Raw genomic sequence first — 14,623 nt, forward strand, 5'->3', positions numbered from 1 at the left:
CTGTACGGCACCGAGTCGTCGATGCCACCGCACGGTCCGCCTTGACCTGCAGAAACGATGTGTGGACACAGTGACATGACCCTGCATCCCGATGACCTGGCCGCGCACTATGAGCGCCTCGCCGACGACTTCGAAGAGAGCTGGGCCCACAGCCCAGCGTTTGTCACATGGATGAACCGGTGCATTGGTACCAGGCTCGCTCTTCGACCCGGCGACCGTGCTGCGGACATCGGGTGTGGCAGTGGCTTGTACGCACGGTCCATGGCTGAGTATGCAGTCACTGTCGTATGCGTCGACCCTTCGACGAAGATGCTGGCGAAGCTGCCGACGAGGCCTTCCCTCGTACCGGTGCGGGCGTCCATCGAGGATCTCGCCGAAGGAGCCGTTCAGCTCCCTCACGCGGGGAGGCTCGACGCGGTGCTGGCCAAGGACGTCATCCATCACGCTCGCGATGTGCCGATGGCGCTGCGCACGCTGGCCGCCTTGCTCGCTCCGGGAGGCAGGCTGGTCATTGTGACCTGGCCGTTGCGCATCGACTATCCGCTGTTCGGCAAGGCGGTGGAGCAGCATGAGCGGGCCTATATCGATCCTGATGACATGGCGAGGGTGCTTACCGACTGCGGTCTGAGAGTCGAGGTGACGTGCGAGAGATATCACCTGTCGATCGCCAAGGAACAGTGGCTGGCTTGGGTGGCCAACCGCTTCATGTCGCTTCTTTGCGCCTTCGACGACGATGAACTGGCAGAGGGCCTGAGCGAGATCGACGCACGCTATCCCGGCCCTGTGATCGGATTCGAGGGCAGATTCGTCTTCACCTGTGCAAGCGGCCAAGAGGATGTCTCACGTGGCTGAGCCGTGAGCTGCAGCATCATTGTTCTTCGTGGGGACCGGCCCTTCATCATCCAACAGCCGGAAGCCCTCAAGGCGGTGGTTCTCGCACTCGGACGCCGACTGGCTGAACGCTCCGCCCAGTAACGCGAAGTCACCGACGACGAGGAACGATTCGATGCCGCCCGCGGCCAGGACGACCTGATCGCGGGCGGCCTGCCCCAGACGCCGCCAGTGGTCGACGCCCAACGGCTCCAGGCGGTCGGTGGCCTCGGGCGCCTTGAGGGCATGCGCCCGCCAACCGGCGTCACCGGCCAGCCACGACGGCACCTCCAACCCGCTGCGACCGGACCCGTGTTCGCCTGCCGAGCCGTGATTCGTCATGCGTTCTCCTTCGGCTGCTCGGTGCTCAGCGGCCGGCGGTCAACGTCAGCCAGCCGGTCGGCCCACCGGGCCTGGACCAGACGCTGCGGCGCAGCTGCCGCCGGTGCACCGGCCATGGCGCGCACGGTGGCCAGGCGGGTCTGGAGCAGGTGGTGGGCCGTACGCCAACGGGCTTGTTCTGCGGCATCGGCGGCAGCCTGATAGGTGTCGCAGTGCAAGTGCCGGGTGCGCATCTTCACCGCGCGGGCGAGTTGCGCCTCGGTGTCGGCCTGCGGGCTGAGCGCGAAGTACGCCAGAGCGTCGGCACGGAACCGGTCACGGACCTGCTCGGCCTGCATGCAGCGCGAGGGTGGCGTCGACCGCGCCCTGCTCACCCAGCTGCGCCACCGCGGCCGCGGCCTCGGCGCGGCCGACGCTTTCGGCCCACCCCATGACGGCGGCGACGTCCTGGCGGTCGTCGACGGCGATGCGGTGCGCGGCCGACAGCAGCGCTCCCTCGCGCACCAGGCAGATTCATCGCCCCAGCCCTGCCGTTCAAATCCTGAGCTGGGCAAATGCCGACCACAGTGTCATGCCCAGCTCACAAACAGGCACCAAGCAGAAGGCCTTGGTGTCGCGTGGTCGTGGTCTGGTCACCGAATCCAGCTCGTCCACTTCTGGGTGTGACTGTCTCGCCCATCGGTTCGGGAATGCGGCCGACCGGCCGGAGCGCCGGCCCCGGTACGCCTCGGACATGAGCGATGCGGAGTGGGCCCTCATGGCGCGTTACTGGATTCGTGATCTCCTCCTCTGATGACCCGCCAACGCGAGCTATGCTGTCTGCTGATGACTGAGGTTGCGCAACGGGCAGTGTTCTGGACCGACGACTCGCCGGTCTGCGAGCCCATGGCGCACGGTGAGGACATCGCCGCGCACTTCCATGACTACGGCCAGCTGAGGTACGCCGCCTCCGGGGCGCTCGTCACGACGACCAAGGTCGGCACCTGGGTGGCGCCGGCGAACCGCATCACGTGGGTGCCGCCCTTCTATGTCCACAGCAGTCGCTCCTACGGCGAGACCGATGTCCGCGTGTTCCCGGTTCCGGCAGCGCTGTCCGAGGAACTGCCGCCCGAGCCGTCGGTCTTCGTGGCCAGTGCGCTGCTGCGCGAGGCATACCTGGCGATGAGCGGCGAGCACGAGCCTGCCGCCAGTGAGCGGAGCCGTCTGCTGCTCGCAGTGATCGGCGCGGAGCTGATCCGCGCCCCGCAGGAGCCACTGCGGCTGCCGGAGCCGAGCGATCCTCGCCTCAAGGCCGTCACCGACCTGCTGCACGCCGACCCGGCCATGTCGGCGACGCTGGCGGAGCTGGGGCACCGAACCGGTTCGAGCGAACGGACTCTCAGTCGGCTGTTCGGCAGCGACCTGTCGATGAGCTTCCATCAGTGGCGCACGCTGCTGCGGATCCAGCGAGCGCTGCTCGAACTCTGTGCAGGTACCTCGGTCACCGAGACGGCGATGCGACTCGGCTGGGCGAACCCCGGCAGTTTCATCAACGCCTTCACCGATCTCGTCGGCCAGACACCCGGTCGTTACCGCTCCACTGCGGGTGCGGCTCACAGCTGAGCACCGTCTCCGTCGGCCGCCTGGCGGGTTATCGGAGATTCGGGGCGGAACATCGGTTGCACGCCCACCCGCGCGGCGGACACGCTTTGCGGCATGTCTCACCACCTTCCCGGTCATGGCGCCGCGGCTTCGGCAGCCGCCACGACGGCATCTTCCGGAGTCACGCTGGGTGACCTGATCACGCAGGCACTCAGCCGGCACAGCTCGTCCGAGGCCTTCGTGGCCGGTGATCGGCGACTGACCTATGCGCACGTCAGGGACCTTCTCTCGCAGTACGTGGCCGCGCTGGCCCGTCGGGGAGTGGGGCTCGGCGTGGGAGTCACGATGCTCAGTCCGAACCTGCCTGAATCGTGGATCGTCCAGGCCGCGACGTATCTCTTGGGCGGCCGCTTCACCGGGCTGCAGACCCTGGCCTCGGTCACGGACCACATCACCGTCTGCGCGGACGCGGAGGCCACGGTGCTGGTGGTGACCGCGCCCCTGGAGGAGCATGGACGCCAGGTCCTCGCCGAGGTCGACTCCCTGCGACACCTGATGGTGATCCCCGCCGCCGGTGGTGCGCCCGAGGGCGAGCCCTCGGCGGTTCGATCGCTCGACCGTGGTCCGGCGACGGAGACGGATGTCGCCTGGCTGCAGTACACCGGGGGGACGACCGGCAGACCCAAGGGCGTGCTGCAGCCTCATCGGTCGATGGTGCAGATGGTCTATGCGCACATGGCCGACTTCGAGCAGCCACACCTCCCGCGGTACCTGGCGGCGGCTCCGCTCACGCACGCGGCCGGGCTGGCCGTCATCCCGGCACTGCTGCGTGGCGGCACGGTCGTGATCGAGCAGGGCTTCGAACCCGGCCGGTTCCTCGACGTCATCGAGGCCGAGCACATCAACTGTGTGAGCGGCCTTCCGACGATGATCTACACCTTGTTGGACCAGGAGCGTCCGGAGACCAGAGACCTCTCCAGCCTTGAGGTCATCTGGTACGCCACCGGACCGATGTCGCCGGTGCGCCTGGCGGAGGCTCGCGAGCGGATCGGTCCGGTCTTCTCCCAGGTCTACGGGCAGACGGAGTCGGCCGGCATCGGGACGGTCCTGACCAAGGCCGCACACGACACCGCGAGCCTTGAGCAACTCGCCTCCTGTGGCCGTCCCGTGGTCGGCAACCGCATCAGGCTCATCGACGACGACGGCCACGACGTCCGTCTGGGCGAGATGGGCGAGATCGCCATGCAGGGCCGCGGGGTGATGCAGGGCTACAAGGACCTCCCCGACGAGACAGAAGCAGCACTCAAGGGGGGATGGCTCCACACCGGAGACCTTGCCCGCCAGGACGCCGAGGGCCTGCTCTACATCGTGGACCGCAAGAAGGACATGATCATCTCGGGTGGTTTCAACATCTACGCCAGCGAAGTCGAGGCCGCTCTGACAGCGCACCCTTCGGTGGGCGCAGCCGCCGTCATCGGCGTCCCGGACAGCCGCTGGGGCGAGATCGTCACCGCGTTCGTGGTCCCGCGACCGGGGCGACAGATCGACATTCCCGCGCTCCAGTCCTACGTGAAGCAGGTCAAGGGCTCGATGTACGCGCCCAAGAAGGTCGTGGTCGTGGACTCACTCCCCGCCACGCCGGTGGGAAAGGTCGACAAGAAGCGCCTGCGCGCGCCGTTCTGGACCGACTCGCACCGCGATGTCCACTGACCATCCCGATGTCCTTCCCACAGCCATGCACGAAAGGCACTCAGCGTGAACGTACCGCCGGCCCGGTTGATCGACTTCCACTCCCACTGGGGCACAGAGCGAGGATGGAAGGGAAGCCCGTACGAGACCGCCGAGGACCGCGAGGCCCTGCGGGACTACTTCAAGTGGGACATGAGCTTCGTCAGCGACGAGGAGCAGGCCGTCCGGTTCCGCCGCGCCAACGTCAAGGCGATGCTCGACTTCGCGTTCACCCACACCATGGACGCCGGCGCACTGCGCGACCAGCACGACTACGCCTTCGACCATGCGCGCAAGCACCCCGACGTCGTACTGGGCAACTGGATCGGCATCGATCCCACACAACCAGCCCATGTCAGGGAATTCGAGCGTTGCCTTGGCGAGGGGACGGGACTCGTCGGACTGACGGTCCACTCGTTCACACCGGCCGGGACACCCGACCAGCCGGAGTGGGAGACCTGTCTGAACATGTGCATCGAGGCCAACCGTCCCGTCCTAATCCATGTCGGCATGTCGGCCACCGGGGCCGGCACCCGCGGAGGCATGGGCATGACCCTGGAGGGCTGCCACCCCCGTTACGTCGACCGCGTCGCGGCCAAGTATCCCGATCTGAACGTGATCGCGGCTCGGGTGGCGTGGCCCTGGCAGTCGGAGATGATCGCAATCGCACTGCACAAGGCGAACGTGTGGATGGAGCTCCACGGTTGGTCACCGCGCTACTTCCCCGACGAGCTCAAGCGCGAGATCGGTAAGCGGCTGCGCAAGAAGGTCTTTTTCGGAGCCGACTACCCGATGCTCACCCACGAGAGGCTGGTCGAGGAGTGGCGCGAGGAAGGCTTCTCTTCCGACGTCCTTGACGACGTGTTCTCCGGCAACGCCGAGACCTTCCTCACCTCGATCGGAGTTCAGTGATGGACCTCGGACTGACCGGCAAGGTCGCCATCGTCGGCGGCGGCAGCGACGGCCTCGGATACGCCATCGCCGATCGTCTTCTGCAGGAAGGCGCCAATGTCACGATCTTCGCGCGACGCGCGGAGAAGGTCACAGCCGCCGCGCAACGGCTTGCCACGGCATACGGCGAGGAGAAGGTCCTCGGGCTGGCCGCCGACTGCTCGGCCGACACCGACATCGAGCGCGTCACCGCCTCGACCCTCGAACGGTTCGGTCCAGCCGTTCACGTCCTGGTCACCAACGACGGTGGACCGCCGATCCGGCGCATCTCCGAACTCACCGACGAGGTGTGGCTGAAGGCCTTCGAGCGCCACTTCTTCTACGTCGTCAGATCCGTGCGGGCCACCTTGCCGTACATGACCGCCGAAGGCGGCAGCATCCTCAACGTGGTTTCCGGCGTCGTCGAGCGCCCGGCCGTCGGCATGGCGGCGTCCGTGGGCGTGTGGTCGGCGGTGATCGGCTACGCCAAAACCCTCGCCCTGGAGGTCGCCGGGCAGGACATCAACGTCAACACTCTGCTGTCCGGATTCTTCGACACCGCCCTGCTGGGCGGAATGCTGGAACGACAGCCGGAACTGTCCAAAGCCGGCCTCGGGAACGGGGTACCGATGGGACGCATCGGGGAGCCCCGTGAGTTCGCCGACCTGGTCGGTGCGCTCGTGTCACCCAACCTGCGCTTCGTCACCGGCGCGGTGATCCCGGTCGACGGTGGCGCCGGCATCGGCATCGGGATCGGCGCGAGCTTCGCCTCACCGACGGCGAAGTGAGGCACTGCTCATGAAGGGCCACGAAGGGAACCATGAAGATCTCCACGATGCTCACCTACGGCACCGACCCACGCGAGGCCGCTGACCACATCACTCGACTTGAGGCCGCCGGGCTCGACACGGTCTGGGTCGCCGAGGGGTACGGCTACGACTCGCCGACCCTGATGGGCTACCTGGCGGCCCGCACCTCAAGTGTGGAGATCGGCGCAGCCATCCTCAACGTCTACTCCCGCACCCCGACCATGCTCGCATCGACCGCGGCCGGCCTCGACAGCGTGTCCGGCGGTCGCGCCATCATCGGCCTCGGCGCCTCCAACCCGAAGATCGTCGAGGGGTGGCACGGCATGCCCTTCGTACAGTCGACCGGCCGTACCAAGGAAACCGTCGACATCATCCGCGCGGCCCTGCGGCACGAGGCGGTCGACCACAGCGGCCGCTCCTTCGAGATCCCGCTCCCAGCCGGTCAGGGCACCGGTCTCGGCGAGCCGCTGAAAATCATGACCAAGCCGCTACGCCCCTCGGTTCCGCTCTACCTCGCCGCGCTGGGACCGAAATCGGTCGAAGGCGCGGCGGAGTACGCCGACGGCTGGCTGCCTTTCCTGTACTCCCCCGAAGGCGCCGCCGGGGTATGGGGCGACGCGCTTGCCGCGGGAACCGCGAAGCGCTCCGAGCACCTCGCGCCCCTGGAGGTCGTCGCCGGTGGCATCGTCGCTGTCGGCGAGGACGTGAAGGAGATACTCGACCTCGCGCGGCCGGTGCTCGCGCTCTACATCGGAGGCATGGGCGCCCGCGGCAAGAACTTCTTCAACGACCTCGTCCGACGCTACGGCTACGAAGCCGAGGCCAAGGAGATCCAGGACCTCTATCTCGACGGCAAGAAGAAGGAAGCCGAAGCCAAGGTCCCATTCGAACTCCTCGAACAGATCAACCTCGTCGGCCCGGCCTCCTACGTCCGGGAACGGATCGAAGCCTTCCGCGAGTCCGGCGTCACCAATCTCCAGGTGACCCCGACCGGCGACGACCCCGCCGGACTCGTGCGCCGACTCAAAGAGTGGGTGGCCTGACTTCCGCTTCTGCCCGGGCAACACCCCTTGCAGCGCTCGACGGTCAATGGCCCCGAGGTGGTGGACTCCCGGCCTCGGGATCGCTGAAGCGACTCCGCTGCCACCTGGACGTGCGTCAGCACCTCGCCTCGTGGCGTCGTACCAGTGAACGGCCGGCAGAGTTCGACGGTGCACCGACCTGCCGTGTTCGGGGCTGCGGCCCGTCGTCGACGGGGTCGCCCCCGTTGCCGGCCCTGATCCACCACCGAGGTGAGGGGAGAATCTCGGTCCACGCCGCGTCAGAGGCTCTGGCCGCCGGACACGTCGATGATCGATCCGGTCGCCCACTGGAAGGCGTCGGAGAGGACGGCCGGGACCACCGCGGTGATGTCGTCGGTCGTGGCGATCCGGCCCTGGGCAATCGTGTCGGCGGCGAGCTTCTGCACGTCCGGCGAGCGCATGATGCCTCCGCCGAAGTCGGTCACGACCGCGCCGCCCATGAGGGTGTTGACCCGGATGGACCGTTCGGCGAGTTCGACGGCCTGGTAGCGGGTCAGGACCTCGATCGCGCCCTTGGTGGCGGCATAGGCGGACATCCCGGGTACGACACCCCGGGTGAGAGCGGTCGACACATTGAGCACGCGGCCGCCCTCGTTGATCAGGGGCAGCAGCGCCTGAGTGAGGAAGAACGGTGCCTTGAGATTGATCCGGACCAGCTCGTCGAACTGGTCGGGCGTGGTCACCGCGTACGGCGCGTAGGTGCCGATGCCGGCGTTGTTGACCAGGTAGTCGAAGGTCTCCACGCCGAACCGTTCCCGCAGCGTGCTCCGCACGACGGTGACGAACTCCGGGAACGTGTCGGTCCGGGTGACGTCGAGCCGACAGAAGGCGAGGTCCGGCCCGGTCGCCTCGGTGGCTGCGCGCTCACTGGTGAGATAGGTGCCGAGCACCGCGACCCCCGAGCGCGTCAGGTGTTGCGCCATGCCCAGGCCCAGCCCGCGCCCGGCCCCGGTGACCAGGGCGATTTTCCGGTCCGTCATGAGTGTCCTTCCATCGGTGGGATCGATCCCCGCCACGATGGAGGAAGCGCCCCGCCCGGGGCGAGGCGTTGTCCGCTGAACGGACAACCACCGGATCACAGCCCGGAGAGCCTGCGTTCCAGTGCGGCGGCGGCCCGGTGGACGGACGCCGCGAGTCTGTCCGCGGGCCGCTGCGCCGCGGTCGCGATCTGCAACGACGCCCGGCGCCCACCGGGCAGGCCGACCGGCACGGCGTAGCAGGTCAGCCCCACGAACACGTCCTGGTCGTCGACCGCGGCTCCGAACGGCCGCCGCCGCGCCGCCGGCATCGCACTGGGGGTCAGAACCATCGCGGCGGCCGTCGACGCGGGCATCCGCGCGCCGCTACGTGCGTCGATCGGCAGCGTGTCCCGGCCCGGGACCATCTCCAGCGCGACGAACGAGCCGTCCGACGGTACGACCAGGGACACCGCGGCGCCCGTCTCTTCGCGCAGACGCTGGATGACCTTCGAGGCGGTCTCCCGCAGACCGGCCAGCGGCTCGACCTGCCGCGCGAGGCCCAGCAGCGACGCCGACAGGGCCCAATGACCGTCAGCCCACTCCACCGCGCCGGATCGGCGCAGCTGGCCCAGCAGCCGGTGCACCGTCGGACGAGGCAGCCCTGTCAACTGGGCGAGACGCGCCACCTGATGCTTCCGGCCGGCTTCGGGCAGAGCCCGCAGCACCCGGAAGGCACCGTCGACGACACCGCGCGGTTCCCGCTCGGCCATCACACCCCGCTTCCACCACAACCACGGACCGGGACAAGGGTATGCGTCGTGACCCGGCCCGCCTGCTCATGGAACAGACGTGGGAACTCCCATGGACGGCTGACTGATCGTGTGGGAAGCGGGTCGGCTCGCCCCCGAGCGCGTGCCCTACGGTCAGGCACTGGTCGGAGGGCCCGGAACAGCCTGGTTGTAGCGGCGTGCGGCGCGGTCGTTGAGTCGGCTGCCCAACCTGCGTACCTTCTCCGTCCACGTGGAGCGGGCACCGTCGATGCCGTGGCCCTGCGCCATGCCGCCCTCCGTCGTACCGCCGGCGCCGCCGTCCCCGGACGGGGACGGGGACGGGGACGGGGACGGCGGGAGAAACCGGGCGGCGAGGCCGCTGATCCGCGTGACCACGGTAGGTGCTACGCCGTGTGCCACTCCGGCGGCTCGCGCCGCGGGGGTGAGTACCAGGCGGGTCCGCCTCCGCTCCAGGGCCCGCACGATGCGCTCGGCCGCGCGGTCGGCGTCCATCGACACGACGGGTGTCCCTGACAGAGCCGAGAACCAGGCGAACTCCTTGGCGGCCTGGCCACCGAATTCCGCCTGAAGATGTGATCCGGTGCGCATCAGGCCGGGGTGGACCGTGGTCACGCTGACATTCGTGTCCGCTGTCTCCGCCCGCAGCCCCTCTCCCAGCGTTCCCACGGCGGCCTTCGCACAGGAGTAGGGCAGCAGGTGCGGAACGGCGAGCAGGCCGCCGACGGACCCGATGAGGCAGAGACGGCCGCCGGCCCCACTGCGGCGCAGGTGAGGCAGCGCGGCCATGGCGGTGTTCACCGCCCCACCGAAGATGGTTGCCATGGCGTCGTCGAAGGCTCCGCTGTCGAGCGACGCCAGCGGTGCGACCTGGATGACTCCCGCGTTGGCGATGACGATGTCCAGACCGCCCTGACGACTTTCCGTCTGCCGGACCACGGCCTCGACCGCGTCCCGGTCGCGGACGTCGCACACCTCCGTGGCAACCGTGGAGCCGGTTCGTTCCTTCACCCAGTCGGCGCCGCGGCGCAGTTCGCCTGCGTCGCGAGCCGCCATGGTCACTCGGCAACCCCGCCGAGCCAACCGCGCGGACAGGAGTAGCCCCAGCCCGCGCGATCCGCCTGTGACCAGTGCACAGAGCCCGTCGAGAGTAGACGGGCGTGGCGTCGGTGCCATCTCTGCCTCACCTCACCTCGCTACCTCGCTCATGTAAGACGATCCGAGTACCCGCGACGCCTGCGTGTAGACGCCGAGCACGGTCCTGTCATCGGACCGTGGACGCGGTACGCGCGGTGCGGAGACGGCTCGCCACCGGGCAGTGCCGGCCCTCTTTCCTTCGGCGGAGCACGAGGATCTTCCAGATCCCGGCTCTCCCTCGGTCGTCCCGGGCCCGGGCTGCCCGGCCGGCGGCGCGGACCCTTTCGCGCGCCACGGGCACGGCTGCCTCACCTCGAATCCCGGCCGCCTCGCCATGCCTCGCCCCCCTTACGGTCACCTCCGTCCCGTCGGTGCTCCGCCGCGCCGTGCGACCTGGTCCCGACACCCTGAACGGCACCTCATTCACCTTGACCGGCACCTCATTGCTGCCGCCGGCGTCGATCACGGCGCGATCCGGGTAGCCGACATCGCGGTGGCCGTCGCAGACGGTTTCGACGGTCGTGCTCAGCCCGGTGCCGAAGGCGGCGGGCCTGCCGGTGTCGTAGCACCCGCGGCCCAGCAGGCCGGGCCCGCCCGGTCTGCCCGGTCTGCCGGACCAACTAGCGCGACGCTGCTCGTTCTCCGCATGCCGGGATGAAGAGCATTCTCCGCATGCCGGGATGAAGAGCATTCTCCGCATGCCGGGATCGAGAAGATGAAGAAGCGGGGCGAAGAAGCGGTCCTCACCGAACGGACTCGCTGTCCTCCACCGAGTCGTCCATGCCTCCCCACGAGCCGCTGCACGGCCGAGCCTCGCAACGCCTCATGCCCTCTCTGGCTCATGGCGCCCAGGAGGCGGTTGGGCCACCACCATGCGGCAGCGTCACCTAATTGTTATGGCGGATGACAAATAGCGCCTACCGCACTCTGGCGCACGAGTTCCGGGGCGCCGTAAGTTCCCGCTCACAACATTCAGACGGGCGGATCACCCGACACCCGGCAATTCCCCCGCGAGAGCGCGCTTCTCGCCTTCCTCCTCATCACCCTCGTACGTCCGGCAGTCCGGCCGTAACACCAGAAAGGACCCTGCCCATGCGCAAGGGACTCCTCCTCACCGCCGCCTCGGTGGTGCTGGTCAGCTCGCTCACCGCCTGTGGCGACGACTCGTCGTCGAACGACAGCGACTCCGGCTCCGGCTCCGGCGCCAAGCCGAAGATCGGGGTGATCCTCCCGGACAGCAAGTCCTCGGCCCGCTGGGAGACCGCGGACCGCAAGTACCTCTCCGAGGCGTTCAAGGCGGCGGGCGTCGAGTACGACATCCAGAACGCGCAGGGCGACAAGCAGGAGTTCCAGACCATCGCGGACCAGATGATCACCAGTGGCGTGAACGTCCTGGTGATCGTGAACCTGGACAGCGGCACGGGCAAGGCGGTCCTGGACAAGGCCAAGGGGCAGGGCGTCGCCACGATCGACTACGACCGGCTCACCCTCGGTGGCTCCGCCCAGTACTACGTGAGCTTCGACAACACCGCGGTCGGCAAGCTCCAGGGCGAGGGCCTCAGCAAGTGCCTGAGCGACATGAAGGCCAAGAAGCCCATCGTCGCCACGCTCAACGGCTCCCCGACGGACAACAACGCCACCCTCTTCGCCGACGGCTACAACGGCGTCCTCGGTCCGAAGTACAAGTCGGGCGACTACGTGAAGGGCCCGGACCAGTCCGTCCCGGACTGGGACAACGCCCAGGCCGGCACCATCTTCGAGCAGATGCTCACCAGCGAGCCCGAGATCGGCGGGGTGCTCGCCGCCAACGACGGTCTCGGCAACGCGGCCATCGCCGTCCTGCGCAAGCAGAACCGCAACGGCGAGGTCCCGGTCACCGGCCAGGACGCCACCGCGCAGGGACTGCAGAACGTCCTCGCCGGCGACCAGTGCATGACCGTCTACAAGGCGGTCAAGAAGGAGGCCGACGCCACGGCCAAGCTCGCCGTCTCCCTCGCCAAGGGCGAGAAGGGCGAGACCAACGCGGCCGTCGAGGACCCCGAGGGCAAGCGCAAGGTCCCGTCCGTGCTGGAGACGCCGGTCGCCATCTACAAGGACAACGTCAAGGACGTCGTGGACGACGGCTTCGTCACCGCGAAGGAGCTGTGCACGGGCAAGTACGCCGCCCTGTGCGCGAAGGCCGGCATCAAGTAGCCCCGACCGGCCGGCCGGACCGCTGCCCCCGGTCCGGCCGGCCCGACCGCGGGCCCCGGCACCCACCTCCCCGGGACAGGGACCCGCGACCTCACGACCGTAAGGAGCCGTCCTCCATGACAGCGACCCCCAACGCGAACCCGAATCCGAAGCCGGACCCGATCCTTCGACTGCGCGGGATCGACAAGAGCTTCGGCGCCGTGCAGGTACTGCACGACGTGTCCTTCGACGTCCACCCGGGAGAGGTGACCGCGCTCGTCGGAGACAACGGCGCGGGCAAGTCCACCCTGGTCAAGTGCATCGGCGGAATCCACTCGTTCGACGGCGGCGAGTACTGGTTCGAAGGTGAGCAGGTCCAGGTGCACAGCCCGCGTGAGGCGGCGGCCCTGGGCGTCGAGATCGTGTACCAGGACCTGGCGCTCTGCGACAACCTCGACATCGTGCAGAACATGTTCCTCGGCCGCGAGAAGCGCCGGGGACTCGTCCTGGACGACGCGACGATGGAGGAGATGGCCGCCCAGACCCTCGACGGGCTGTCGGTCCGCACCGTCACGTCCATCCGCCAGCAGGTCTCCAGTCTCTCCGGCGGCCAGCGGCAGACCGTGGCCATCGCCAAGGCCGTGCTGTGGAACAACAAGGTCGTCGTCCTGGACGAGCCGACCGCCGCGCTCGGTGTCGCCCAGACGGCCCAGGTCCTCGAACTGGTCAGGCGGCTGGCCGACAACGGTCTCGCCGTGGTCCTCATCTCGCACAACATGAACGACGTCTTCGCGGTGTCCGACCGCATCGCCGCCCTCTACCTGGGCCGGATGGCCGCCCAGGTCAGCACGTCGAACGTGACGTACTCCCAGGTCGTCGAACTCATCACCTCAGGCCGCAGCGGGGACCTCGGCCTCGCCCACACCAACGGAGCCACCGCATGACCGCCGCAGTCGCCCCCGAGAAGCCGGAGCTGCCACGCGGCCCCGGCACGCCGAAGAAGAACGGAGCCGCCGGGACCACGAGCCTGCGCTCGGTCGCCCGGAACTACGTCGACCGGGTGAGGGGCGGCGAACTGGGCGCCCTCCCCGCCATACTCGGCCTGATCGTCCTGTGCGTGTTCTTCGCCGCGCTGCGCCCGGTCTTCCTGTCCGAGCTGAACTTCGCCAACCTGCTGACCCAGGGCGCGGGCAGCATCGCCATCGCCATGGGCCTGGTCTTCGTCCTCCTCCTCGGGGAGATCGACCTGTCCGCGGGGTACGCCAGCGGGGTCTGCGCCGCCGTCCTGGCCATCCTGCTCACCGACCACGGATGGCCCTGGTACGGCGCGGCCGGCGCGGCGATCCTCACCGGCACGGTCATCGGCCTACTGCTCGGCCTGCTGGTGGCGAAGGTCGGCATCCCCTCCTTCGTGGTCACCCTCGCCGCCTTCCTGGGGTTCCAGGGCGTCGTGCTGATGCTGCTGAAGGAAGGCACCAACATCTCCGTCCGGGACGAGACGATCCTGGCCGTCGCCAACAACAACCTCTCCCCCGCACTGGGTTGGGTGCTGCTCGCCGTCAGTGTCGGGGCGTACGCGGCGATACAGCTCCGGCAGAACCGCAACCGCCGGCACCGCGGGCTCGCCACCGCTCCGATCACCCTGCTCGCGGTCAGGATCGGCGGCCTGGCTGCGCTCGGTGCGATCGCCGTGTACCTGCTCAACCAGGAGCGCAGCCGCAACATCATCGTCGACTCGCTCAAGGGTGTCCCGATCGTGGTGCCGGTCATCGGCGTCCTTCTCGTCGCCGGTACGTTCCTGCTCCAGCGCACCTCGTTCGGCCTGCACATCTACGCGGTGGGCGGCAACGCCGAGGCCGCCCGCCGGGCCGGCATCAACGTGTCCGCCATCCGGATCTCCGCGTTCGTCATCTGCTCCTCCCTGGCCGCGGTGGGCGGCATCATCGCCGCGTCCCGGGGCAACTCGGTCGACCCCAACACCGGTGGCAGCAACGTGCTGCTGCTGGCCGTCGGCGCCGCCGTGATCGGCGGAACGAGCCTGTTCGGCGGGCGGGGCAGGGTCGTCGACGCCGTGCTCGGCGGCATGGTGGTCGCGGTCATCCAGAACGGCATGGGCCTGATGGGGTACAGCTCAGGGGTCAAGTACGCTGTCACGGGTTCGGTCCTGCTGGTGGCCGCAGGCGTGGATGCGCTGTCCCGTCGCCGGGCCGTACAACGATGATGAG

General features: G+C 68.6%; 15 protein-coding genes. 9 read left to right on the plus strand and 6 right to left on the minus strand.

The window, feature by feature from the left end:
• The first annotated feature begins 75 nt into the window (after positions 1–75).
• On the plus strand, positions 76–852 hold the full coding sequence (locus tag AOK01_RS09055) for a class I SAM-dependent methyltransferase (RefSeq protein ID WP_055510291.1): 777 nt from the start codon (positions 76–78) through the stop codon (positions 850–852).
• Here AOK01_RS09055 and AOK01_RS09060 read toward each other — a convergent pair.
• The 3 genes from AOK01_RS09060 to AOK01_RS09070 are packed head-to-tail and all read right to left on the minus strand — an operon-like array spanning position 841 to position 1,716.
• A complete protein-coding gene (locus AOK01_RS09060; protein WP_055510293.1) occupies positions 841–1,212 on the minus strand; it encodes a hypothetical protein in 372 nt (123 codons plus the stop codon). The genes AOK01_RS09055 and AOK01_RS09060 overlap by 12 nt on opposite strands.
• Entirely contained in the window at positions 1,209–1,550 is a 342-nt protein-coding gene (locus AOK01_RS09065; RefSeq protein ID WP_055510295.1) for a hypothetical protein, read from the minus strand. Before AOK01_RS09065 ends, AOK01_RS09060 begins: the two co-directional genes overlap by 4 nt.
• On the minus strand, positions 1,528–1,716 hold the full coding sequence (locus AOK01_RS09070) for a hypothetical protein (protein WP_055510297.1): 189 nt from the start codon (positions 1,714–1,716) through the stop codon (positions 1,528–1,530). The genes AOK01_RS09065 and AOK01_RS09070 overlap by 23 nt, the downstream gene beginning before the upstream one ends.
• A gap of 321 nt (positions 1,717–2,037) precedes the next feature.
• On the opposite strand from AOK01_RS09070, the gene AOK01_RS09075 reads away from it, so the two are divergent.
• From AOK01_RS09075 to AOK01_RS09095, 5 genes are all read left to right on the plus strand, one after another.
• Positions 2,038–2,814: an AraC family transcriptional regulator gene (locus tag AOK01_RS09075; RefSeq protein WP_055510299.1), complete on the plus strand. Its 777-nt coding sequence runs from the start codon at positions 2,038–2,040 to the stop codon at positions 2,812–2,814.
• A 93-nt stretch (positions 2,815–2,907) separates the two neighbouring features.
• Complete coding sequence (locus AOK01_RS09080) at positions 2,908–4,503, plus strand: AMP-binding protein (RefSeq protein WP_055510301.1); 1,596 nt, start codon at positions 2,908–2,910, stop codon at positions 4,501–4,503.
• A 45-nt stretch (positions 4,504–4,548) separates the two neighbouring features.
• Positions 4,549–5,433: an amidohydrolase family protein gene (locus AOK01_RS09085; RefSeq protein WP_055510303.1), complete on the plus strand. Its 885-nt coding sequence runs from the start codon at positions 4,549–4,551 to the stop codon at positions 5,431–5,433.
• Positions 5,433–6,239, plus strand: a complete 807-nt coding sequence (locus AOK01_RS09090; RefSeq protein ID WP_055510305.1) for an SDR family oxidoreductase — start codon at positions 5,433–5,435, stop codon at positions 6,237–6,239. Before AOK01_RS09085 ends, AOK01_RS09090 begins: the two co-directional genes overlap by 1 nt.
• 32 nt (positions 6,240–6,271) lie before the next feature.
• Entirely contained in the window at positions 6,272–7,303 is a 1,032-nt protein-coding gene (locus AOK01_RS09095; RefSeq protein WP_055510307.1) for an LLM class F420-dependent oxidoreductase, read from the plus strand.
• Positions 7,304–7,581: 278 nt separating this feature from the next.
• On the opposite strand, the gene AOK01_RS09100 is transcribed toward AOK01_RS09095, so the two are convergent.
• The 3 genes from AOK01_RS09100 to AOK01_RS09110 all read right to left on the minus strand — a co-directional run bounded on the left by AOK01_RS09100 (position 7,582) and on the right by AOK01_RS09110 (position 10,265).
• A complete protein-coding gene (locus tag AOK01_RS09100; RefSeq protein WP_055510308.1) occupies positions 7,582–8,322 on the minus strand; it encodes an SDR family NAD(P)-dependent oxidoreductase in 741 nt (246 codons plus the stop codon).
• A 95-nt stretch (positions 8,323–8,417) separates the two neighbouring features.
• Entirely contained in the window at positions 8,418–9,071 is a 654-nt protein-coding gene (locus tag AOK01_RS09105; RefSeq protein ID WP_055510310.1) for a helix-turn-helix domain-containing protein, read from the minus strand.
• A gap of 153 nt (positions 9,072–9,224) precedes the next feature.
• On the minus strand, positions 9,225–10,265 hold the full coding sequence (locus AOK01_RS09110) for an SDR family NAD(P)-dependent oxidoreductase (RefSeq protein WP_055510311.1): 1,041 nt from the start codon (positions 10,263–10,265) through the stop codon (positions 9,225–9,227).
• A gap of 1,053 nt (positions 10,266–11,318) precedes the next feature.
• Between AOK01_RS09110 and AOK01_RS09115 the strand changes: the two genes are divergently transcribed.
• The 3 genes from AOK01_RS09115 (at position 11,319) to AOK01_RS09125 (ending at position 14,619) form a co-directional block, all read left to right on the plus strand.
• Complete coding sequence (locus AOK01_RS09115) at positions 11,319–12,419, plus strand: sugar ABC transporter substrate-binding protein (protein ID WP_055510314.1); 1,101 nt, start codon at positions 11,319–11,321, stop codon at positions 12,417–12,419.
• Positions 12,420–12,535: 116 nt separating this feature from the next.
• Positions 12,536–13,342, plus strand: coding sequence for an ATP-binding cassette domain-containing protein (locus AOK01_RS09120; protein WP_055510316.1), 807 nt, complete (start codon positions 12,536–12,538; stop codon positions 13,340–13,342).
• Positions 13,339–14,619, plus strand: coding sequence for a sugar ABC transporter permease (locus tag AOK01_RS09125; RefSeq protein ID WP_055510319.1), 1,281 nt, complete (start codon positions 13,339–13,341; stop codon positions 14,617–14,619). The genes AOK01_RS09120 and AOK01_RS09125 overlap by 4 nt, the downstream gene beginning before the upstream one ends.
• Positions 14,620–14,623: the final 4 nt, after the last annotated feature.

The organism is Streptomyces aurantiacus (assembly GCF_001418335.1).
GTDB lineage: Bacteria > Actinomycetota > Actinomycetes > Streptomycetales > Streptomycetaceae > Streptomyces > Streptomyces aurantiacus.